This is a genomic window from Bacteroides mediterraneensis, from assembly GCF_900128455.1.
Classification (GTDB): Bacteria; Bacteroidota; Bacteroidia; order Bacteroidales; family Bacteroidaceae; genus Phocaeicola; species Phocaeicola mediterraneensis.
The window spans coordinates 1,981,983-2,005,255 of the sequence record NZ_LT635783.1 but is presented as its reverse complement, the minus strand read 5'-3'; the positions used below and the strand labels follow the sequence as shown (position 1 = coordinate 2,005,255).

At 52.4% G+C, this 23,273-nt stretch carries 12 protein-coding genes and 3 pseudogenes; 8 read left to right on the top strand and 7 right to left on the bottom strand.

What is annotated here, in order from left to right; genetic code table 11:
* Positions 1-153: 153 nt before the first annotated feature.
* Together BQ7480_RS18160 and BQ7480_RS08235 are read right to left on the bottom strand one after the other, a co-directional pair.
* Positions 154-394 (bottom strand): annotated as a pseudogene (locus BQ7480_RS18160) (Fic family protein); the annotation flags it as partial.
* Positions 395-473: 79 nt separating this feature from the next.
* Positions 474-1,136, bottom strand: a pseudogene (locus BQ7480_RS08235) (DUF3427 domain-containing protein); the annotation flags it as partial.
* Between the two features lie 204 nt (positions 1,137-1,340).
* On the opposite strand from BQ7480_RS08235, the gene BQ7480_RS08230 reads away from it, so the two are divergent.
* Entirely contained in the window at positions 1,341-1,583 is a 243-nt protein-coding gene (locus BQ7480_RS08230; RefSeq protein ID WP_072542490.1) for a DUF3791 domain-containing protein, read from the top strand.
* A 12-nt stretch (positions 1,584-1,595) separates the two neighbouring features.
* On the opposite strand, the gene BQ7480_RS18020 is transcribed toward BQ7480_RS08230, so the two are convergent.
* The 4 genes and pseudogenes from BQ7480_RS18020 to BQ7480_RS08210 form a co-directional block, all read right to left on the bottom strand.
* A complete protein-coding gene (locus BQ7480_RS18020; protein WP_317043166.1) occupies positions 1,596-1,970 on the bottom strand; it encodes a (deoxy)nucleoside triphosphate pyrophosphohydrolase in 375 nt (124 codons plus the stop codon).
* A gap of 27 nt (positions 1,971-1,997) precedes the next feature.
* Positions 1,998-2,738 (bottom strand): annotated as a pseudogene (locus BQ7480_RS18155) (MBL fold metallo-hydrolase); the annotation flags it as partial.
* 65 nt (positions 2,739-2,803) lie between these two features.
* Positions 2,804-6,250, bottom strand: coding sequence for an AAA domain-containing protein (locus tag BQ7480_RS08215; protein ID WP_072542489.1), 3,447 nt, complete (start codon positions 6,248-6,250; stop codon positions 2,804-2,806).
* Positions 6,251-6,330: 80 nt separating this feature from the next.
* Entirely contained in the window at positions 6,331-9,051 is a 2,721-nt protein-coding gene (locus BQ7480_RS08210) for an ATP-dependent DNA helicase (protein ID WP_072542488.1), read from the bottom strand.
* Between the two features lie 135 nt (positions 9,052-9,186).
* Here BQ7480_RS08210 and BQ7480_RS08205 point away from each other — a divergent pair, with 135 nt between their 5' ends.
* The 4 genes from BQ7480_RS08205 to BQ7480_RS08190 all read left to right on the top strand — a co-directional run bounded on the left by BQ7480_RS08205 (position 9,187) and on the right by BQ7480_RS08190 (position 12,085).
* On the top strand, positions 9,187-9,678 hold the full coding sequence (locus tag BQ7480_RS08205) for a DUF4112 domain-containing protein (RefSeq protein ID WP_072542487.1): 492 nt from the start codon (positions 9,187-9,189) through the stop codon (positions 9,676-9,678).
* A 63-nt stretch (positions 9,679-9,741) separates the two neighbouring features.
* Positions 9,742-10,659: an SDR family oxidoreductase gene (locus tag BQ7480_RS08200; protein ID WP_072542486.1), complete on the top strand. Its 918-nt coding sequence runs from the start codon at positions 9,742-9,744 to the stop codon at positions 10,657-10,659.
* Between the two features lie 46 nt (positions 10,660-10,705).
* Complete coding sequence (locus tag BQ7480_RS08195) at positions 10,706-11,104, top strand: BamJ family beta-barrel-assembly machinery protein (protein ID WP_072542485.1); 399 nt, start codon at positions 10,706-10,708, stop codon at positions 11,102-11,104.
* 78 nt (positions 11,105-11,182) lie between these two features.
* Positions 11,183-12,085 (top strand): helix-turn-helix domain-containing protein, encoded by a 903-nt coding sequence (locus BQ7480_RS08190; protein ID WP_072542484.1) that lies wholly within the window; start codon positions 11,183-11,185, stop codon positions 12,083-12,085.
* A 33-nt stretch (positions 12,086-12,118) separates the two neighbouring features.
* Here BQ7480_RS08190 and BQ7480_RS08185 read toward each other — a convergent pair whose 3' ends face one another.
* Positions 12,119-16,261: a hybrid sensor histidine kinase/response regulator transcription factor gene (locus BQ7480_RS08185; protein WP_072542483.1), complete on the bottom strand. Its 4,143-nt coding sequence runs from the start codon at positions 16,259-16,261 to the stop codon at positions 12,119-12,121.
* A gap of 241 nt (positions 16,262-16,502) precedes the next feature.
* Between BQ7480_RS08185 and BQ7480_RS08180 the strand changes: the two genes are divergently transcribed.
* The 3 genes from BQ7480_RS08180 to BQ7480_RS08170 all read left to right on the top strand — a co-directional run bounded on the left by BQ7480_RS08180 (position 16,503) and on the right by BQ7480_RS08170 (position 23,272).
* Positions 16,503-19,718 carry a SusC/RagA family TonB-linked outer membrane protein gene (locus BQ7480_RS08180; protein ID WP_072542482.1) on the top strand — a complete coding sequence of 1,072 codons (3,216 nt, stop codon included), beginning with the start codon at positions 16,503-16,505 and terminating at the stop codon, positions 19,716-19,718.
* Between the two features lie 23 nt (positions 19,719-19,741).
* Positions 19,742-21,688, top strand: coding sequence for a RagB/SusD family nutrient uptake outer membrane protein (locus BQ7480_RS08175; RefSeq protein WP_072542481.1), 1,947 nt, complete (start codon positions 19,742-19,744; stop codon positions 21,686-21,688).
* A 126-nt stretch (positions 21,689-21,814) separates the two neighbouring features.
* Complete coding sequence (locus BQ7480_RS08170; protein WP_072542480.1) at positions 21,815-23,272, top strand: sulfatase family protein; 1,458 nt, start codon at positions 21,815-21,817, stop codon at positions 23,270-23,272.
* Position 23,273 lies beyond the last annotated feature (1 nt).

Below are 23,273 nucleotides of genomic sequence, written 5' to 3'. Positions count from 1 at the left end.
AAACGAAAATTTACACAAAATAAATTATCCCTCCCCAATCACTGCTACCAGACGCTCTATCTCCGGATTATCCGTATGCACCTTGTCCCAGGCTTGTCCTGTCTCCCTAGTTTCTGCCAGATTGGGCTGATTCTTCCATTCGCTGGAAGGAGTAATGTGAAGATAACGATTGCGCAAGTCCCATTGGTCTCCCAACAGCAGATTTCGGAAGAAGCGTTCCAAATATACGGGTGTGTAATCAATCCCTTTCTGCGCATTCTTATAATTCGCTCTCACCAACGCATTACGGAAATACCACGAATAATCGGCAAACATTATTGCTCACCTCAAAACCAATAGAGCGTAAATATAAAATAGTAAAAACAGTCGTCATGCGTGTGTTCCCTTCTCCAAACGTGATGTGCATAGTCGTCTTCAAATTAATGTCCAGCGCACATTTGTCCGTTTTTTATCACAAACTAATCCCCTCTTTTTCACACCACTTTCAGGTATTGCGGCATCACCGGTTGCTCCAGTCGCCAGGTGATGTTCATGGGGAAATCACCGTGCGATGAAACATAGTCCACGGGGCCGAAACAATGGAAAGGACAGGTGTTTCCAAAACCATCTTTCTTTTCCTCACGCACAAAGAGCACAATCTTGTTGTGCCGCTGAGGTTGCTCGGTGTAAATCCGTCCCCCACGGTTATGATGGGCGTCGGTATTCTTGGACTGCCAATGGAAATAGTCTTTGTTGATGACATAATCATCGTATTGCGTGGAAGGAGAAAAGTCTTTGTCCGACTTGTTCAGCGTGACGAAAAGCAGGGTGGCATCGTACTCCGGCAAATTGAACACACCGGATACCGAACCAGACATTCTTTTCTCCAAAGTCTGCCGCCCGACTAGGGTAAATATTTCCTCACGCGTATAGCATCCGTAGAGCTCGATACAGGGCAATACTTCATCGCCGAGCGGAGTGGTGGTAATCTCCAAATGGGCCAGCAGATAAGACACGATTTCGGAGACTTCCTGCTTGAAATAGCGGTAACGGTCGTCGTGCAGCAACGCCAGAGCCCCGTACATACCTATCTCTTTGAATTCCGTTTTGTCGATTCTTTCCTGAAAGAGGTCGTAATACAGCATGTCGGCCAGCCGGTCAATCACGTAGCGCTGTCCGTTCCAAAGGGAATCATCGGTCAGGTCGGTATCATCGGTCACACAGAGATATTCTTTCTTTAACATCGCTCGCTGGTTTCTGAATTTCAAGCTGAAAGTACAAAATAAAATGAAACTGGCTGACATATTTTGAGAAAGAATCCTGAAAAACTTTATCTTTGTGAATATAAATCATTGGAGTGTATGGATAAGAATATTCTTGAATTTGTCACCTACTGTATTGGAAGTCTTTCACGAATTCTCCATTTACCACAACGTGAGGTGTATAACAGACTGAAACAGTCGGGCATACTGTATGGATACATCGTTCCTTCATACGATGTGCTTCACACATTTGGCTCCCGCTACCTGATGGAAGATTTGATTGATTTCATGAAGGAGAAAGGAGTGCTTTCAGATGAAGAGATACAGAAACTCCATTTCTAGAAACAAAAAGTTTTAACTTCCTGACTGCCTCTTTATCTCCTCCACCACCCTCACATCCGCCGGAAGCCACGCCACACTCTCCAGTTCCTCCCGCTTCAGCCAGGCGGCGTTCTCATGCTCCTTCAGCACCAAGCTGCCGGAAACCACCGAACAAAGATAGCAATGCATGGTGAGGTGGAACGACGGATACTCACAGTCCACCGTGGTGAGGAAGACCTCCACCCGGATGTCCGTGTCCAGCTCCTCGCGGATTTCCCGCACCAGGGCCTCTTCCCTGCTCTCGCCCGGCTCCATCTTCCCGCCGGGGAACTCCCAGTAATCCTTGAACTCACCGTAGCCGCGCTGGGTGGCGAAATACTTCCCGTCGCGGACGATGACCGCCGCCACCACTTCGATACGCTTGCCCACCACATACGTCTCTCCTTCCTGCCGGATGCTCCAGAACGGGACGGACTGGGCGTCGGTGAACTCTTTCATCCGCCAGGCCGATTCGAAACCGCTGGCCACGAAGTGCATGGGCACGAACAGACCGACCTGAAACACATCGAGGAACTGACGTGCCCCGCGGGTGTAGCCGTTGCCGATGCGCCCGTCTACGGGGAACATCACCACGTCGAAACGGTCGGTGAGCTTGCGGATGTCTTTCAGCTCGCCTAAGTAACGTTTCTCTTCCTTCAGGGGGGCGATTTCCATGCCGAAGTCGGGACTATAGACCATACCTCCGTGGTAGTCGTCGGTCAGGAAGCGGGCGTACCAGTTGTTCAGGTCGCCGGCATGGAAGATGCGCTTGCCGCCGGTCTCAATCACCCACGACACGCCGCTGTCGGTGCTTCCGGTGGCGGTCACACGCACCCGCTCGTCTTCCCACGTGGCGCCTTTGCCCAGCCAGGCGTCGGCTTCATCCTTCTGCGCACGGCGGTGTTTCAGAATGTCTTTCGAAAGGATGTAGCGGAGGTTCGTCTTCGCGGTCCGCCAGGAGAAGATGTCGCGGTTGAAATGGTCTTCGTGGAAATGGCTGGAGAAGACGTACATCGGCTTGGCCGACCGCAGCAGACAGGGCATCACGCCGGCAGGGTCCATCCAGTAATCGAACACGAGGATGCAGCGGTCGGTCTCGAGGGCAAAGCCGCTGTGGAAGATATAGGTGAGTTGCATAGGTTTCTTGAATAGTTTATGCAAAGATAGCGTTTTTGCCGGAAAGGAGCAGAAGGCCCCGGGAATTAAGAGGCCGTGCCTTCCACTTTATACCGGATGGAGCGCTCGCTGCGTTGCAGGCAGTCGGTGAACACACTCAGAACGTTGGTGTAGTTCATCAGTTCCCACACGAGCTGCATTTCTTCGTCGGTCCAGAATGCTCCGTGACGCGGAGCCTTTTCCCGGAGTTGCCGCACACTTTCCTGCGGGGATGCCGCGGGAACGCCCAGCCGGCCGACCTGTTCATGGACATGTGTCAGGAGACTCTGCGGACAAGTATAGTGAAAGGGTGGACGGAAAAAGTCCGGACTGAAGCCCTCGCCTCCCCGCGGACGGTAGAAGACGGTTTCCGTTTCAATCTGTGACAGTTCTTGTTCCAGCCGCTCAATGTAGGTGGCAGCCGCCGGAAACTGCACCCGGATGGAACATTCGTAACGGGCTTTCTCCTCGTCACGGTTGGCCGAAAGCCAGTTGAACGAGCCTTCCACCAGCAGACAGTCGTCTACTGCCAGCGACTTGTTGTGGATGCCTTTCAAAATCCGCAGACTGACGTGGTTTTCTACCAGCGCGCGGCGAGCTTTCAGGGTATCTGCGCGCCACAGACCGTGCTCCTTGCCCAAATAATGGTCGGTATAGACCACCACTTCTACTCCGCATTCCACGGCTTCCTGAATAAGGGGAATCAGGTTGTCACTCTCCAAAGCAGTCAGAAAGAGGAAGGGCGACACAATTACCACGCGACGACGGGCCGTCTGAATCGCCCTGCGCAGAATCTCCCGATGGGCTTCGAGGGTGGACAGGCGGTCGACTTCGGTATAACGGCACAAGGGACACTCGGCCTGATAGACAAAACCGGCTGACATTTCGTCCTGCAGACCGTCGAACAGCCATTTGGCCAGGTTACCCGACGGCGTGTCCCGGTCGGGATGGAAGATGTTCATGTTGCCGAACACCAGGAAATGATACTGCGCCCGCGATACGGCCACATTGAGCATGTTGTATTTTCCGCCCGCTTCCATAAAAAAGGAAGAATCGCCGGGCGAATTGACAGGTGAGAAAAGCACCAGCGGATACTGGGCTCCCTGCAGCGAATGGACGGTGCCGATGGTCATTGGTGCAAACAGCTCAGCCTCCTGGGAGGACAAGCTGGACAGCAGGTTACGCAAGAGGCGTTCCTGTGCCTTGAACGGGGTGACAATGGCGGCCACCTGATGGATGGGTTTCCCATAAGCTTTTTCCAGCCCTTTTTTTTCACGGACCAGCCAGGCTACAATGGCAGTGGCTTCGGCTTCATTGAAACGGCTTCCGGTCTTTCCTCTCCGGCTGAATCCGTTCACATGCACATAGCCTTTGGCGGGAATGGCCGTATACTTCGGACGGTCGCCTTTCAGAGGAACCAACCGCCCATGATACACGTAGTCGTTGCAATAGGCGATAATGGCATCTAGGCAGCGGCGGTGTTCGCGCAGGAAGGCGCCCCGTTCGCCGTCCACTTGGAAACTGCAACTTTTCCGGGCCATTTTCATGAGGCTTCCGGAAGAGGACAGGAAACCGTGTTCGGACAGGAAACCGTAGAGCGGGTCTTCTTCCGAAGCCACCACCCCGAAGCGCTTGAGGTTGAGAAAAGAATATTCGGCAGACACGGGCCAGATGGGCTCTATCTGTTCCACATCGCCCACGAGAATGGCTTGCCGCGCCAGGCTGAACGAAGGTACGGCCAGCTCGGGCGACACCTGCCCCGACTCGTCGACAATGAGCAGGTCGATGGTATTGTAAAGGGGGACGAACTTTTCACCTTCGCAGGTGCAAGTCATATAGCGGGGAAGAGAATGGAACGTAGAGATGAATACTGGCAACACGCAGGCCAGACGCCTCAATCGGGCGAGATACACCCCGCGGTCTTCACTGTTGAGGTTTCCGGTACAACAACTCAGGCGACGGATGAACTCGGCCTCCCGATGGTGGATGGCATACCAGAACATCTGATAACGGTAACTGATGTCCAGTCGCACGGCCATGTCGTCCATGCAGGGCAAGTCCTTATACTCCTCTCCCCCTGTCAGTCGGGTATAGCATTTCTTGAAATCATCATTTTCCTCCCACTGGGCCACAAATTCTTCGTAGACGGTAGAGGACTTGCAGAAGCGGTGCATCATCCGGGCCCATAAGCTTCCGTCTCCGCTTCCGGTACCACATTCTTTCTGTACGGCGACCTCCAAACCTGTGTCAATCCGCTGCCTCAAGAGCAACATCCGACCGCGCAGGTACTCCTGGCACTCCGTCTCGTCCTGACAGGAAGCATGGAAATGACGGTTGAAGCGCTCCAAGTAATACGTGCGGTACTCGTCTACCCGCTCCGACTGGTCGTACGCCTCCGGAAAGCCCTTTCCTTGGTTGTTCAGCATCATGGCATAACGCTCGTCTGCCTTGCCGGACAGATACAAGCCCAGTGTATCCAGTTCCGGCAGCCAGCGCTCGGCCAGACGTACCTCGGAATCATCCGAATCCGCAGCTTCTATCTTGAAATCCTTGAGAATGTTCATAATGGCCTGGTTGTTGACAGAACTGGCCACAATGAGCTCGGGCTCTCCTCCCGACAGTACGGAATTCACCAGCCGGTTGGCGATGACCGTCTGCAGGAAGGTAGTCTTTCCCGTTCCCGGAGGGCCGTTGACGGCAAAAATCCGACTGCAACGGGGGTGGGTGTACATGGCCAAGGTTTCGCGTTGGGAGACGGACAAGGGAAAATCACCGCTCATCTGCGCCAGATGTTTCCGGTTGGCATATACTTCTTTCCGGTCGGGCAACGAAAGCAGCGGCTCACATTCACAACGCGTCAGACATTCCAGCAGGGGAAAGTCGTCACGGCTGTTCAGCAGCTTGTCGTAAAGTCGCAGAATATTCTGTGCCATTCCCGTGGCCGGTGCCTTTGTAACCGCAATCTCCGGACACTCCGAATAGTTCATTTCAGAGAAAGCCATTCCGGTAGCCTTACGAAACAATCCCTCACATGCCCGCCAATAAGCCTTCTCATCGGCCAGCTCCAACGGGAATTCCTTCAGCAGACAGTCCACCTCCGCAAGGGAAGCAATCGTACGGTCGTCCTTGGCATTGGGAGAAAGAAACCTACGGACAAACACCGGCACTCGCTCCAGCGGGTTTTCCGGCATGCCCAACCGACCGTCGGGCCACAAGGTATAAGTGATAAAAAAAGGATATTCAGGGAATGGCCTGCCGAGGAGCTTGCCATTTTCATATTCGGGAAGCAGCACACAGGGAGCAATACGTACACTGTGCTTCTTTGGGGAATCTGTCTCGTCCGGAAAAAGCAACTCCCGGTCTTTTTTAAGGAGATATTCCGGCATCCGGCGACCAATTCTCAACGTAACACGCGGTTCCTGATTGGAGGGGGTATTGCTCCATTCGGCATCCAGTAGACAGGTTTTCCAGTATTTAAGCTGTTTTTTGTCCATAGGTTCACAAATAATGTGACAAAAATAGGCGCATTCCGCCACACTCAAAACAATACGACTGTAATAAAGCGTAATTTTACCTAAAAACAATTTAGTTCTGCCTTGAATTTTTCTTTAAAAAGTTTGTAGTCCTTATCATTAAACTGCTCTTTCATGTTTTTCAGAATACGGTTTTCTGTCTCCGGACTCCAGTATATTTTTAATTTTTCCTTGGCCCTGGTAATAGCTGTATAAAAAATATTATGGCTTATCATCTCTTCAATCTCATTGGTTATCACCACTTTTACAGAATCGTATTCCAGGCCCTGAGCCTTATGGATGGACACAGCGTAGGCAATCTGAAACGGGACAACGGAGGCCACGTCATCGTCATCCTCGTCACCGTCATTTTGAAGCTCTACCCTGAAACGGATAACAGAAGTATCTCCAGCCACGGAATCCAGCAGTTCCAAGTCCAGTCCCGACACATCCAGTTCATTGATTGCCATATAGATTTCGATTGTAAAATACACGCAGTCTTCCATCTCCTCTATGGACAATATCTTCCCTTTCAGGTTATTGTAGATTAAAGGAGAAAACCGGTCCGACTCGTTGAACAAGACCGGATCGCCCACTTTATAAATCTGCACTCCGATTCTCATGGGAGGATTGGGATTATTGCTTTGCAGAAACTTGTTGATGTTATTAATTCCATACAGACCGTCGTAGTTCAAACAAAGCACAATCTCATCTTCCGCACTTTTGGAGAATATAGAATCATCCAATACTGACGAAAAGCCATTCCGTGTGATAAACTCCAGCCTGTCGTCCGTTATCCGACGTACCCGGTCCCAAACCTCTTTCAACCCATGGTCGGTCGTTCGATATGTTGTAGTCAGCTCGACCACCGCGCTCTTCGGCATCATGAAATGGGCAATGCTGAACCAGTTGCCAAACAAAATCGATTCTATCTGATACACATCCCCCACCAACAACAAAAGCTGGAAGGTGGATTTTTCCAAAATCTTCACCATATCCCTATTGCTGACAGTACTACATTCATCCACACACAGGATGTCACATTCCGTATCGGAATTGCCAGCCGAAAGGAATTTTGTAATCGTCATGAAGTCCGCATTTTCAGCTGTGACCTTGCGACGGAGATTTTCTACCGCAGGGTTCGTATTCGCAAGGAAAATCTTATGATTCTCTTTAAAGAACAAAGAGATATAATTTATCATCATGGATTTCCCGGTTCCTGCCGGACCGTAAACAAGAGCGACCTTCGAATCCTTGAACAGGTTCTTTATGGCTTTGCTCTTTTCCTCACTGTCTATATTAATTCCAGAGGTTTTCATCCATGCTTCCACGGAATTGACATAATTCCTGACCCCGCTCCCGGTATGATCCAACAGATTTGAGATGATAGTCCGCACATGGTCTTCATATTGCTTGATATAAAAATGTCCTTTGTCACATTCTATCCGCAAATGCTGATGGGTTCTGTACAGAATACCATTGTATTTTTCTGCCAACACCTCTGGTTCCTCAAAATGCTGCACATCACTCACAGGAGTGTACAATACCCCATTACATTCCGTGTTGTTTTTAATAAAACGGGCAAACAACTCATGTTTGCGACCGGAAGAGTCGATACAATAGAACAAATCAGAAACCGACGGATTATGCTTTGACAGTGAAAAGTTAAACGGAATCCTGTCAAAAGGAATACACTGGGGATATAAATACAGACCGGACAAGCCTTGGCACGGATATTTTGACAACTGCCGTTTAATTATCTTATTATTCAAGTGATAAAGCAAATAACGCACCACGTTGGTTCCCTCCATATCTCCGGCTATAAAATTCCGGCAAACGGTCAGAAGGGAAGAGAGGACATTGTTTTTCGTTCCTTCCTGTACATGGCTCATAAAATCAGCATAGAATTCATTTGAGGCCTCCATCAGCTCGACAAGATTCATCCCAGACTTCGTCAGGTATTGCATTAAGTTGGAATATTCCTTAAGCCCTCTATAGTTTTCCGAACGGCCGAAAATCTTTGCAAAATTACTGAGCTCACAAGCCCTGATAGAAACACTCCAATCTACAATAATCACAATCGGCATCCTGCGCCCCAGAACCTGAATATCAAACTCAGCCAAATGAAGTTCCACAGCATAATAAGAAGAGATTTCCTGCTTTGTGAAAGCGATTATCCGGTCAAACTTGCTGGACTTATTGTGGGCAGGAATAAAAGTCACTTCATAAAAAATTGTATCATGAATGATTACAGAATGTGACTTCTCGATATAGAACCGTCCGTGCTGAATTGTTTTTTGAGCAATGGCCGCCTTGTTTTCCAGCACTTTGGCTATCGCTTCATAATACTGGGTAAATGCCGTATCCGTATCCAACGGAAACTTATGAAGGTTTTCCAGCAGTTCCATCCTATAATTGTCTCGCATAAAAGTCTTAATACGCAACAGATATTCATAATATTTAAGCATCAGTCTCTCCGAGCTGTCCGGGTCCAACGTGTAATGAGAGACGGAGATTTGCAAGAGTTTATGGAACTGATTCAAAAAACGATACTTGCCTTGTAGCGTATTCATAAACTTGATGGCATCCTTTATGTTCTGATAATCATTCTCTACCAGCGGCTTGCCTGTACTCATATAAATCTTCACAAAAATACATTCCAGGAAGTTGCGCAACTGCGATAAGATATTCTGGGACAACAAGCCTCGTTCATTCCCATGCAAGGATTCTATATTCCTACAAATAGCCTCATTGCCGCAATATATTTTTTGGTCTATATCCATAATTATTGATTTGATTTAAAGTCACAACATTTCTTGCATATCACCCTACAAAAGAGTTTTACGCCATGCCAAAGATAGGAATTATCTGGAAAATCTCCACGAATACCCTTATCTTTGTACCCAACAAGTGACTAAATGGAGCATACGAAACAAAATACTCAACACCTGCAGTGGGAAACCGACCCGCTCTACCGACTGATCAGGACTATCAAGAACGTGATGGACCGGTATTTTCTGGACCCTCTCATCGGCCTGCTTTTCCCGACGGCAGGCGACATCTTCTCGTCTGTCATGATGCTGCCTTTTCTCGCCGTGTCCCTGTTCAGAATCAAGTCCATCCCCCTCACCCTGGCCATCATCTACAACATGCTGACGGACATGCTGCTGGGCATCATCCCGCTCTGGATTGGCGACTTGCTGGACATTTTCAGCCGCTCGTACACCAAGAACTTCCGGCTGATTGTGGGCTTCGTGGAGGGCGACCAGGAAATCATCCGGGAGGTGAACCGCAAGGCCGTGCTGACTGCCGTGGGCATCCTGTTGCTGTGCGTGCTCATCTATTGGCTCGCCAAGGCGGTGGTCTACCTCAGTGCGGAACTGTGGGGATGGGTGCAGGGACTGTTTTAAGGACAGAACGGAATCCCACATTTTTTTGTACCTTTGACCGTTGAAACGATTCACCTACAAGTCATGAACAAGAAAATACTGATTGTCGGAGCCAACGGGTTTACAGGACGTCACCTGCTGTATGCTTTTGCCAAGAAACCCGACAGGCAGGTCACCGGTTGCTCACTGCATCCGGACATTTGTCCGCCGGCACACGGCTACCGTTTTCTGGAGACGGACATCACAAACGAAGCGGAACTAAAAAAGCGGATGGAGGAAGTGCAGCCCGATGTGGTGGTCCATACGGCGGCTCTTTCGGCCACGGATTATGCCGAGACGCATCCTACCGAAGCCGATGCGGTGAACGTAAAGGCCGTGGCCAGTCTGGCTACCTTGTGTGAGCAATACGGCAGCCGACTCATCCATCTGTCCACCGACTTCGTGTTCGGAGGAGATACCTGCCGGCTGTACACCGAAGAGGATACGCCCTCTCCTGTCAATTATTATGGCCGCACGAAATGGGAAAGCGAGAAGGTGGTGGCCTCCATCTGCCGGAACTATGCCATTGCCCGCATCGTGGTGGTGTACGGAGCCCCTTATCCGAGACAGCACGGCAACATCGTCACGCTGGTCATCCAGCGTCTGCGCAACCACCAGGAGATACGGGTGGCAGATGACCAGTGGCGCACGCCGACTTATGTAGGCGACGTGGTGCAGGGCATTGAAAAACTCGTCGCACAGCCGGTCCGCGGCATCTATCACCTCTGCGGCGGAGAATGCATGACCGTGGCCGACATGGCACTGCGCACGGCCGACACACTGGGTCTGGACCGTTCGCTCATCCTTCCGGTACACACGGCCGCGATGCAGGAAAAGACTCCCCGCCCCCGGTTCAGCGGACTGAGCATCGAAAAAGCCCGACGGGAACTGGGCTACCGGCCTCACACCTTCGAAGAGGGCATCAGAAGCATGCAGCTGGACGATTCCTCGCGGCAGAAATAGAACGGTTTCCGGAAAATCCGTATCTTTACGCCAAAATCATTTGTAAATGGGAAAGAAAGAATACATGCAGGCCAACAAGGACTGGCTGGCCGAAAAGGCGAAGGAAGAGGGAGTGCAGGCGCTCCCCAAGGGAATCTACTACAAGGTACTGGCTTCGGGAGCGAACGACGGTAAGCATCCCACACCGCGGAGCATCGTCACCGCACACTACACGGGATGGACCATCAACGGGAAGAAATTTGACAGCAGCCGTGGAGGTGCTCCTGCCGCTTTCCGCCTGAGCGACCTCATTGAGGGATGGATTATCGCGATGCAGCAGATGTGCGTGGGCGACAAATGGGAGATTTACCTCCCGGCAGAGATGGGCTACGGCAAGTTCTCACAGCCCGGTATCCCCGGCGGCTCTACCCTGATTTTTGAGATTGAATTGCTGGGGATAGCGTAAGAAAAGGGCCTCCCAAGGGATATTGCGATTCCCAAGAATAAATCGTAAATTTGCCAGAGAATAAATGGAGGAAAGACGATGAAAGAAGAAGTGATTGAACTGGATTCAGTGGAAAAATACAACCGGCTCTTCGGACTGGAGACCCTGCACCCGATGGTCAGCGTGGTCGACTTGTCGAAGGCTACGCGGTGGCCGCAGGAATTTAAAGTAAACTATGGGGTGTATGCCCTGTTCCTGAAAGAAATCTGTTGCGGAGACATCACCTACGGACGCCAGCCCTACGACTATCAGGAGGGGACGATTGTCTGTTTCGCCCCGGGTCAGGTGGCCTCTTTCCGTATGAAGGAAGGCATGCTGCCCCAATGCCACGGACTGCTCTTTCATCCGGATTTTATCCGGGGCACGCAGCTGGGAAGGGACATCAAGCATTACTCCTTTTTCTCCTACGAAACCCGCGAGGCACTGCACGTGTCGGAGGACGAACGCCGCACGGTGATGGACTGCCTGCAAAAGATTGACACGGAACTGCGACGTCCGGCCGACAAGCACAGCCGCCGCCTGATTACGGCTAACATCGGACTGCTGCTGGACTACTGCATGCGTTTCTACGAACGGCAGTTCACCACGCGCGAAGCCTCCAACAAAGACATTATCGTGCGCTTTGAACAGTTGCTCGACGAGTATTTCGACAGTCCGGCACCGCAGGAAGAGGGACTGCCTACGGTGAAATACTTTGCGGAGAAGGTCTTCCTCTCACCCAACTATTTCGGCGATATGATCAGCCGGCAGACGGGACGGACGGCCTCGGAATACATTCAGGGAAAGGTGATTGAAAGGGCGAAGGAAATGCTGCTTTCCACCACCAAGCCCATGAGCGAGATTGCCTACAGCCTGGGCTTCCAGTACCCGCAACACATGAGCCGGATGTTCAAGCGGCTGGTGGGACACACCCCGAACGAGTACCGGAGCCTGTGCGGGTAAACTTATCCGCACAACATTCCTCTGAGCGATTTATCACACCCCGGTCCCGGCCTCTGGCTGGGACTTGTTGTTTCCGCCCTGCCCGCTCTCGGCATACTTGGAAGGGGAAACGCCGAACATGTCCGTGAAATGCTTGCGGAAGGTGGGCAGGTCGTTGAAGCCTACGCGCTCGGCCACTTCCGTTACCGAGAGACTGGTCTCCATCAGCAGCAAGGCGGCCTTGGTCATGCGGATGTGGCGAATCAGTTCCACAGCTGAAAGGTCGGTATGCTGCTTCAGCTTGCGGTAGAGGGTGGCCAGGCTCATGTGAAGTTCCCCAGACAGCACCTTGACATTGAAATCGGGATTACTGACATTCGCCTCGATACAAGCCCACACCTTCTGCATAAATTCGCTTTCCACGCTTTCCGGTTTCTCCGTCGAAGCTGAAGCAGCAGACGAAGCATGCAGCAGCGTACGGGTGTAAATCTGTTTCAGGCGACGGCGCATGTCGAGCAGACAGGCTATCTTGGCCAACAGCACTTCCGGATTGAACGGCTTGCGCAGGTAGTCGTCGGCTCCTCGTCGGGAGGCTTCCACGCTGTCCCTGTCCTCGGCCTTGGCGGTGAGCATCAAGACGGGGATGTGGGCCGTTTCCTTCCGCTTGCGCAGTTCGGCACAGCAGGTGAACCCGTCCATCACGGGCATCATCACATCCGACAGCACCAAGTCGGGCACCTGCTCCACGGCGGTCTCCAGACCCTCTTCTCCGTTTTCGGCTTCCAGCACCCGATACTGCTTCCGCAACAATTCACACAAGTAGCGGCGCATGTCGGTATTGTCTTCAATTACGAGTACCGTCTGACGGGCGGCGGTCTGTTTCTCCCCCTCTTCCTCGGTCCTTTCCGAATCTACTGGAAGAATCAGTTCCGGCGAAACGGGAGCCGTTTCATGGGATACGGCAGTAGCTTCTTCCCACGTACAGTCGTCTTCGTTGAAATGTGATTTTCCTTCGGGCAAGTACACACAGAACAGACTGCCCTTGCCCGGCTCGCTGTCTACGGTGACCCGTCCGTGATGCATCTCCACGATGTGTTTCACGATTTTCAGGCCAATACCCACATGCGTAGAAACAGCAGGCGCTTCCTTGCCCGTCACGAAGGGGTCGAAGATATGCTGCAAGAGAACGGCATCAATGCCTTTTCCGGTATCACTCACCGACAGACAGCAGAAATGTTTCCCGTCTATTTCTTTCCGTTCCACTTTCAGACGAATTTTTCCTCCTTCCGGCGTGTATTTGAACGCATTTGATATCAGGTTCTGCACCACCGATGAAAGTTTCTCCCGGTCGGCCCATACCGGCACACAGTCCGGCGCCAGTTCCCAGGCGTAATCTATCTTCCGTTCGGCAGCCAGCGACTGGAACCCCTGTGCCACGTCCACCAGCAGGGCTTCCACATCCACCTGCGACAGACGGAGCTTCACCATCCCGGCCTCTGCCTTCTGGATGTAAAGCAGACGGTCGGTCAGGGTATGCAGTCCTTCGGCATATTTGAACATCATGGACAGCTTGGCATAGAAAGGATGCGAAGTGGGCGTCTTGTGCAGGAGTTCACGCAAAGGAGCCAGTATCAGGGTAAGCGGGGTACGCAGCTCGTGGGCGGCCATCGTGAAGAAATCTTCCCGCTCCTTGCGAAGCTCGATTTCCTTGTTGCGCTCCATGTTCACCGTAAACAGTTCGTGCTCCAGCCGCAATTCATACTGTACGCGCTTCTCTTTCAGGCGCACGCGGTGGAGGTAGACCAATACCATGCTTATCAGTCCCACAGCCACCAGCAGACGGAACCACCAGGTCTCGCTCCAGTGCGGGTCGACTACGATGGCCAGACTGCTCACCTCTCCCTCGCTCTGGTCCTGAAAGACCGTCTTCACCTGAAACGTATATTCTCCCGCAGGCAGACGGTCGTAAGAGATTTTGTCTCCCTCGTCGGCCATAATCCATTCCTCCTGATACGGGTACAGACGATAGAGGTATTTCTGAAGCTTGTGCAGGTAAAGCAGGTTGGAGAACGAAAGCGAAAAGTTCCGGTTGGCATGGTTCAGATGCAGGCTCGTGGTATAAAGCAAGGAGCGGGGCAAGACCACCTGTCCGTTCACGTACTCCCCAATCTGCACCGACGCATGGTTGACCTCCAAGTTGGTGAACACCACCCTTCCCTTTTCGATGGGATAATGAAAGCGGAGCCGAGAGGGACGGAAATAAGTCAGCGTGCTATGGTTGCCCCAGAACAGGAAATCCTTTCCGAAGAATACAGAACGGTTGCTGCCCGAGATATAGAAATTGTAGAACGACTGCAAATGACGGCTCAGACGGGAAATACCGGAATTGGAGCCCACCCACAAGGAATGGTCGCCGTCTTCGGCCAAAGCGGTCACGAAATTACTGCACAAGCCCTCCTCCGTGGTATAATGAAATAAAATCCGGTTGTCTACAGGCGAACAGGCCCCCAGGCCGTTGCCGGCATATCCCACCCACAAGACTTGGTCGGAACCGAACAAAAGTGCCCGCACTTCCACGTCCGTCGGCGAGAGGTCGGCTTCCCGCTCGTAACCGGCGTAGGAGCGTACCACCCGGTTGCCTTCCATCGAGAGGCGCAACAGTCCACGGGTCGTACCGAGCCACAACGTACGGGCATCACTAAGGGCCAGCGCACGCACCTGAATATGGTCGGGAATCTGCGGATTGTTCCATTCCACCTTCACCGAAGTCCCCTTGCGGAGATTCACCCGGTAAAGCCCGTTGCTGGTGCCCGCCCAAGCCTCATTCTCCGAGAAAGGCAGAAGGCTCCACACCTCCGGCGATGTCTCCTCGTCCAAGCCAAGTGCCTGCCAGCTGCCGTCTTCCCCATACCGGAGTACGCTCCCGTTCCGGGAGCCGAACCAAAGTCCGCCGCGAGTGTCCGCCGCACTGCAGAGAACAGTGTGAATGGCCGCCACACCGGGAGCCATCGGCTGAAAATCCAACGGTTGAATTCCATCAAAAGGCTGCGTGCTGCGCAAAAGGCCCTTATGAAAAGTAGCCAGCCAAAGATAACCTTCCTTATCCATCTGGATGCCGCATAGTTCATTGGAATGTGCCTGTGCATATTGCTGATAGAAAAGCTGGCGCAGGTCGGAAAACAGCACGCCTCCTCCTTCCGTTCCAATCCACAGCAGTCCTTCGGGGTCGTAATAGCCGGTCACCATACGTGTTTCGATGTACTGGTTGCCGCTGTTCCCGAAAGAATGAAAAGCCTGCATCTTCAGTTCCCGTTCCGGTGTCAGCGTAAGCATCGTATAGCCGTTCCATGTCAAAGCCATGTAGCGGGAATCGCCCAGCGGCAGGAGCTGGAACACATCGTTGTGCGAGAGCTGTTCGTTGCGGTTGGCTGGATCGTAGTTCCAGTGATGTACCGCACAAGTCGTCAGGTCGTAGCCATACAGTCCGTCGCCGAGAGTCGTTATCCACAGAAAATTATCCCCCTGCAACGCCGAAGTAACCAGCACATCCCGCTGCATCGGGCGGACACAAAGCGTTTCCAGCCGCTTCTGCCCCCGGTCATAACGGTAAACCGTACCTTTCCGGCCTATACCATAAAGACTCTTCCCGTCTTCTCCCAGACAGAGCATCATAAGTTCCGACTCCGATTCCACCTTGACCGTGGATTGCAAATAAACAAAGGCCGTATCTTCCCGGAAGGAAGCCGTAGACAAATCCATCTCCGAAAGCGTGTTTCCGGCCACTCCCCAGCAATGTCCGTCGCTGGTCGACACGAAACGGGTAAAGTCCACAATCCGGTTCCGCTCCGCATCCCAGAGAGAGAGAAACCTTTCCCGCCGCTTATCGAACAGAAACAGCGTCCGCTCCGAACGGACCAGCAAATAATCTTTGTTCAGTGAGACTACTTTCCCCACCGTGCGATGAAGGGCCTCCGTGATGCGGAAAGTCTTGAAATCCTGCCCGTCGTAGCGGCTCAATCCGCTGCTGGTGCCAAACCAGATAAAACCTTCCGTATCCTTTTCAATGGAATGAATGTCGTTGTCGGCAATTCCGTCGTTCATGTTCAGCACCTGGAAATCTTTTTCCAGCAACCTTTGTGCCTTGGACGGGAACGCCAACCCCAAAAGAAGGAGAAGTATAAGCGTGTAATTTTTCATTCTTTAGATTTAGTCTAGTAAACAAATGCAAAGAAAACAAAAATCCGCCACAAAACACCTTCTAGGGCCCCAAAAAACAAATTTTACCCCCTAAAAAAACAGCTGTAAGAAGAATACCACCCTTTAATGCGATGTTTACCCACCGTGGCCAAGCCCTTAAATTCATAGCTTTGCAAAGAGTGAAAATCACCCAACTTGTTTAACCACTAATTTAATAACTTAATCTAAAAAAAGGAACCTTATGAAGACACAATTCATCACTCTGCTCATCGCAGTGCTGGCAGGTTTGCTACCGCTACACGCGCAACAGATGAGCATCTCCGGAATTGTCACAGACAAGAAGCTGAATGATCCCATCATCGGGGCGTCAGTAGTGATTAAAGGTACGAGCAACGGCTGTATCACCGACTTGGACGGAAACTTCCAGCTCAACAACGTGGCTGCCGGAAGTACGCTGGTCGTATCGTACATCGGTTATCAGACATTGGAAATCCCGGTACAGAAAGGCAAAACCTCTTATCAGGTAGCCCTGTCGGAAGACACCCAGACACTCGACGAAGTGGTAGTGGTAGGTTTCGGTACACAGAAGAAAGTGAACCTGACCGGTGCCGTAGCTTCGGTGGACAACAAGAAACTGGAATCCCGTCCGGTAACCTCCGTAGGTCAGGCTCTGCAAGGTGTAGTTCCGGGTCTGAACGTCAGCATCCCGGATGCCGGCGGTAAGCTGGATGCCAATCCTTCTTTCAACATCCGTGGTACAGGTAACCTGGGAACAGGTTCCAGCGCTTCTCCCCTCGTGCTGATTGACGGTGTGGCAGGCGACCTGAACCAGTTGAACCCGCAGGACATCGACAACATCTCGGTATTGATGGATGCGGCTTCTGCTGCCATCTACGGTTCACGTGCTCCGTTCGGTGTCATCCTGGTTACTACCAAGAAAGGTAAGCAGGGTAAGACCAGCATTTCGTACTCCAACAACCTGCGCTGGTCTCGTCCGACCAACATCCCTGACATGCTGGATGCGTATACTTTTGCACAGTACTTCAACCGTGCCATCGACAACACGGGTTCCGGTGAAGCACACTTCTTCTCGGACATCACCATGGAACGTATCCAGCAGTACATGCGCGGGGAGATTACTACCACTGCCGACCCGTCTCTTTCACAGAACGGTAACTGCTTCGCCTTCAACCAGAACTCCAACGACAACCAGAACTGGCCTCGCAACTTCATCGACAAGACGGCTTTCGGACAAGAGCACAACGTAAGCCTGTCGGGAGGTAATGAAAAGATACAATATTATGTATCGGGTGCCTTCCTGAGCCAGGACGGACAGATGAACTACGCCAACGACAACAAAAAGCGCTACAATGCCAGTGCCCGCATCAGTGCGGAAATCACCAAATGGATGCGTCTGGAATTCAACAGCCGTTTCATCCGCGAAGACATCGGCATGCCGACCTTCCTGAAACTGTACGGCGACCGTTTCTTTGCAGAAACTACCAAGCTGCACCCCAACATGCCGCTTTACGACAACAACGGTCATTACACCCGTAACCCGAAACTGATGCAGCTGACCTCGGGCGGACGCTCCAACACACAGGACGACACTTACTTCACACAGGGTAGCCTGATTCTGACTCCGATGAAGGGACTGACCATTCACGGTGACCTGGCTCTGCGTACTGGCAGCTACGAACACCTTTACAATGTGGCCAGAGTGTATCTCTATGACAAAGAAAACAATCCGATTCCCGAACAATGGCTGGGTGGTGACGCCGACCTGGCAGCCGGAAAGACTTGGGCTTACAGCGAACAGCAGCGTGAAACGATGATTACCACTTCACTCTATGCCGACTACAGCCTCAATTTCCTGGAAAAACACAACCTGAAAGTGATGCTCGGTATGAACAGCGAAAGCTACCGTTACAACAATGTATGGGCCAAGCGTTCCGACGTGATGAACGACAACAATCCGGATGTCAACACTTCTACCGGTACACAGAGCAACGGCGCATATCGCGGTGAGTGGTCATCATTAGGTTATTTCGGACGTTTGAACTACGACTTCGACGGACGTTACCTGTTCGAATTCAACATCCGCCGCGACGGTTCTTCCCGTTTCCGCGCAGACAGCCGCTGGGCTACCTTCCCCTCTGTTTCCGTAGGTTGGAACATCGCTCGCGAATCCTTCTGGGAACCATTGAGCAAATGGGTCAACACCTTGAAACCGCGTTTCTCTTATGGTAGCCTTGGTAACCAGAACACCAACTCCTACTATCCTACTTATGCCATTCAGGCAGTCACAGTGGGCAGCCCGGATGCAGGCGGACGCTGGTTGCTGGATGCGGCCAACAAGTCGAACATTGCAAGCGCTCCGGGACTGGTAAGCTCCCTGCTGACTTGGGAACGTGTTTACAGCTACAACTACGGTGTGGACTTCGGCGCTTTCAACAACCGTTTGAGCGGTTACTTCAACTACTTTATCCGTGATACCAAAGACATGGTAGGACCGGCACAGGAAATCTCTCCGATTGTGGGTGCTTCGGCTCCGCAACGCAACAACACTTCTTTGCGTACCAAAGGTTGGGAACTCCAGCTGAACTGGCAGGACCGCATCGGTGAATTCAACTACAATGTAGCCTTCAACCTTTCTGATTCACGTACTAAAATTACGGAATACCCCAACGCCAGCAAGTCACTCTCCACTTATTACACCGGACAGTATCTGGGCGAAATCTGGGGATATGAATCAGTAGGCATGGCCAAGACAGACGAAGAAATGGCCGCACACTTGGAAAAGGTAGACCAGAACACCATTCCGGGTGTCAGCCTGGCTGCTTCAGGATGGAAGGCCGGTGACATGATGTATGCCGACCTGGACGGTGACGGAAAAATCACCAACGGCGAGAATACAGTAGACAACCCGGGCGACCGTAAGATTATCGGTAACTCGACTCCGCGTTTCCGCTTCGGTTTGAACATCGGTGCAGAATGGAAAGGCTTCGACCTGAGCATCTTCTTCCAGGGTGTGGCCAAACGTGACTACCTGTTGAGCGGTATGATTTTCTGGGGTGTAGACGGCAACGCATGGTCTTCTACCGGTTACAAGGAACACTGGGACTTCTTCCGTCCGGAAGGCGACCCGTTGGGAGCAAACACCAACGCTTACTATCCGCGTCCTCTCTGGAACTCCAACCAGAACCGCCAGAGCCAGTCGCAGTTCGTACAAAACGCTTCTTACATCCGTCTGAAGAACCTGCAAATCGGTTATACCCTGCCGAAAGCATGGGTTCACAAAATCGGACTGGAACGCGTCAGAGTATTCTTCTCAGGCGACAACTTGTGGACTGGTACTTCCATCAACAAGAACTTCGATCCGGAAGCATTGTATCAGAACGGTATGACTTATCCGTTGAGCCGTACCCTCTCTTGTGGCGTAAACGTAACTTTGTAAACTAACAAAAACAATCGATAATTATGAAACTGAAATATATATTCTTATTTTCAGCTACCTTGCTGATGGGAACCTCTTGTGCCGACTTCCTGGACAAAGAGCCTATCTCCGACAACGTAGACGGCAACTTCTTCACTGCCGAAAACCAGCTGGAACCTTATTGCAACAACATGTACGGTCTGCTGCCCGACCACGGGACGGGTACAGGAACCTTTGGATACTTCACCACGGACAACAACAGCGACGACATGACGACAATCGACCAGGTGGATAACTTCCTTCCTCAGCGCGTCCAGGTGCCGGCTACTGGCAGCTACGGCAGCTTCAGCACCATCCGTAACTGCAACCTCTTTCTGGCACGCACGGAAGAAAACCTGAAAAACGGGACGCTGAGCCCCGGCGCCAATGTGAACCATTACATCGGCGAAATGTACTTTTTCCGGGCTTACACCTACTTCAGCCTCCTGAAAGCATACGGAGACTTCCCTATCCTGACCGAAGTGCTGACCGACGGAGACTATGCAGCCAATGTGGAAGCCAACAAACGCAAGCCGCGCAACGAAGTAGCCCGCTTTATTCTGAGCGACCTGGATCAGGCCATCAAACTGATGTATCCCAAGTCAAACAGCTTCACCACTCACCGTCTGAACCGCGAATGTGCCTTGTTGTTCAAGTCACGCGTGGCTTTGTACGAAGCTACATGGGAAAAATACCATGCAGGTACGGCACGTGTTCCGGGCGGACCGGGATGGCCGGGTGATGCCGCTTCTTTTCACACCGACCTGAACCAGGAAATCCAGTTCTTCCTGGACGAAGCCATCAAGTCGGCCAAGGAAGTGGGCGACGGTTCCTCATTGACAGCCAACTATGCCAGCCTCTACAACCAGACCGACCTGTCCGGACAGCGTGGCGAAGTGTTGTTGTGGCGTATGTATAGCGAAGATGCCAAGGTGCAGAACCAAGTGATGGGAGCTACCCACGGCTATGGTGCCATCGAAGTGGGCGACAAGACCTATATTTTCTCACACGGCGACAACACGGGTTTCACCCGCTCACTGGTGGACAGCTATCTGATGACCAACGGTCTGCCTATTTATGCTAGCCAAAGCACGTATCAGGGCGACAAGAGCCTGGAAAGCACAATGAAAGACCGCGACTTACGTCTGGTGACTTCCGTGGCAAAACCCGGCGACAAAATCATGACCCTCAATGGGAAAGACATCATGTACCAGTACCCCGGACTGATTGCAGCCAGTGGCATCCGCGTGACCAGTACCGGCTACATTCCTCGCAAAGGATGGGCCGACAACGACGTGACTTACAACAGTGCCTATCCGCTGGCATTGCCTATCTTCCGTGCGGCAGAAGCTTACCTGAATTACATTGAGGCCTACTACCTGCGCTACAACACACTGGAAGACGCTACCCTCAAAAAATACTGGACGGAACTGCGCAACCGCGCTGGGGTAAATGCCGATTTCAAGAAGACCATCGAGGCTACCGACCTGAATCAGGAAATCGACTTGGCCCGCTATTCCGGAAAAGAACTGGTGGACAAGACCCTCTACAACATCCGTCGCGAACGCCGCAGCGAGCTCATTGCGGAAGGTATGCGTAAGGACGACCTGTATCGCTGGCGTTCACTCGACATGATGCAGAACTACTGGGTAGAAGGAATGAACTACTGGGATGAATTCCACACCAGCTTCGAAGCTGCCTGCACCGCCTGCAAGCTGAACTATACGGCTCCCAACACCGCTTCTGTCAGCAAGTATCTGCGCCCGCAAGCAATGAACGAATTAGTCAAGAAGTACAACGGCTACTGCTTTGAAGAAGCCAACTACCTCTCTCCGCTGTCATACGACGTATTCCGTATGTCTACTCCAGAAGAAGGTGGCGATGTTTCTACTTCCGTAGTTTACCAGAATCCGGGATGGCCTGTAAAAGCAGGTAGCTATGCCAACCAGTAATGATAGAATTCTTTTAAATCTATTATAAAAATTGGTGTGCCAAGGATGAGGTGTTTTTCCTATCTTTGGCACACCTTTTCATTTGAACGGCATTCATTTGCCACCCTCCGGGGATATTTATTGATTATGAAACTGACACACTTACTCTACACTTCCGCCGCACTGGCCGCTCTTCCGCTGACTGCATTCCCGCAGGGAAACCCCTCGCAGCCCAACCTGGTCTTCATCATGGCCGACCAGTTCCGGGGCAATGCGCTGGGCTGCCTGCAACAGGAGCCGGTGCAGACCCCTCATCTGGACCAGCTGGCGAGCGAAGGCATCCTCTTCACGGAGGCCGTGAGCAGCTATCCGGTATCCTCGCCCGCCCGGGCCATGCTCATGACGGGCATGTATCCCATGGCCAACGGGGTGACGGGCAACTGCAATTCGCTGAACACGCCCTACGGGGTGGAGCTTTCCACCGAAGCGGTCTGCTGGAGCGACGTGCTGAAGCAGGCGGGGTATGCCACGGCCTACATCGGCAAATGGCACCTCGACGCGCCGCATCCTCCTTACGTGGATACCTCCAACAACCGGGGGGCAGTGGCCTGGAACGAATGGTGCCCACCCGAACGCCGCCACGGCTTCGACCGATGGATGGCCTACGGTACCTACGACAACCACCTGCATCCGATGTACTGGGATACCTTGGCGGGCAGAGACGAGTTCCACTACGTGAACCAGTGGGGACCGACCTACGAGGCCGACCGCGCCATCGAATTCATCCGCACGGAAAGCGTGCAGTCCAACCGCCCCTTTGCCCTGGTGGTTTCCATGAATCCCCCGCACACGGGCTACGAGCTGGTGCCCGACGCCTACAAACGGCTGTACGACTCGCTCGACGTGGAAGCACTGGCCCGGCAGAAACCGTATATTCCGGAGAAAGGGACTCCCGAAGGCGACTACTTCCGGACGAATATCCGCAACTACTACGCCTGCATCACCGGAGTGGACGAACAGGTGGGACGCATCGTACAGGCCCTGAAAGACTGCGGACTGTTTGAGAATACCCTCCTCGTCTTCACGTCCGACCACGGCGTCTGCATGGGCGGACACGGAGTGGAAGGCAAGAACGTGTTCTATGAGGAAGCCATGCGCATCCCGATGATATGCTGCTGGAAAGGCAGACTCCATCCGCAACGGAGCGACCTGCCCGTGGCCTTTGCCGACCTGTATCCCACCCTGCTCTCGCTGATGGGAAGGAAGGCGGAGATTCCGTCCACCGTACAGACGCACGACTGGAGCCGGTATCTCCTGCAGGAACAGATTCAGACACCCGAAGACGCTTTCCAGCCTTATTACTACTGCGAACCTTCCGACCCCACGTCCGGACGACGCGGCATCCGTACTGCCCGCTACACCTACGTGGTGGATGTGCAGAAAGGGAAAGTGACGCAGACCTGGCTGTACGACCGGACCACCGACCCCGGCCAGCTGCACAACGTGGCGGAAAGCCAGCCGGCCCACTGCGATTCGTTGCACCAGACCCTCATCCAATGGCTCGGAAAGACCCATGACCCGTTTGTAAAATACTTGACACATTGAA

What these genes read in the sequence shown, in the direction of transcription:
- BQ7480_RS08215 (WP_072542489.1), bottom strand. Translation starts at nt 6,250, where the DNA reads ATGGACAAAAAACAGCTTAAATACTGGAAAACCTGTCTACTGGATGCC.
- BQ7480_RS08185 (WP_072542483.1), bottom strand. Translation starts at nt 16,261, where the DNA reads ATGAAAAATTACACGCTTATACTTCTCCTTCTTTTGGGGTTGGCGTTC.
- BQ7480_RS08205 (WP_072542487.1), top strand. Translation starts at nt 9,187, where the DNA reads ATGGAGCATACGAAACAAAATACTCAACACCTGCAGTGGGAAACCGAC.
- BQ7480_RS08200 (WP_072542486.1), top strand. Translation starts at nt 9,742, where the DNA reads ATGAACAAGAAAATACTGATTGTCGGAGCCAACGGGTTTACAGGACGT.
- BQ7480_RS08170 (WP_072542480.1), top strand. Translation starts at nt 21,815, where the DNA reads ATGAAACTGACACACTTACTCTACACTTCCGCCGCACTGGCCGCTCTT.
- BQ7480_RS08180 (WP_072542482.1), top strand. Translation starts at nt 16,503, where the DNA reads ATGAAGACACAATTCATCACTCTGCTCATCGCAGTGCTGGCAGGTTTG.
- BQ7480_RS08175 (WP_072542481.1), top strand. Translation starts at nt 19,742, where the DNA reads ATGAAACTGAAATATATATTCTTATTTTCAGCTACCTTGCTGATGGGA.
- BQ7480_RS08190 (WP_072542484.1), top strand. Translation starts at nt 11,183, where the DNA reads ATGAAAGAAGAAGTGATTGAACTGGATTCAGTGGAAAAATACAACCGG.
- BQ7480_RS08230 (WP_072542490.1), top strand. Translation starts at nt 1,341, where the DNA reads ATGGATAAGAATATTCTTGAATTTGTCACCTACTGTATTGGAAGTCTT.
- BQ7480_RS08210 (WP_072542488.1), bottom strand. Translation starts at nt 9,051, where the DNA reads ATGGATATAGACCAAAAAATATATTGCGGCAATGAGGCTATTTGTAGG.
- BQ7480_RS08195 (WP_072542485.1), top strand. Translation starts at nt 10,706, where the DNA reads ATGGGAAAGAAAGAATACATGCAGGCCAACAAGGACTGGCTGGCCGAA.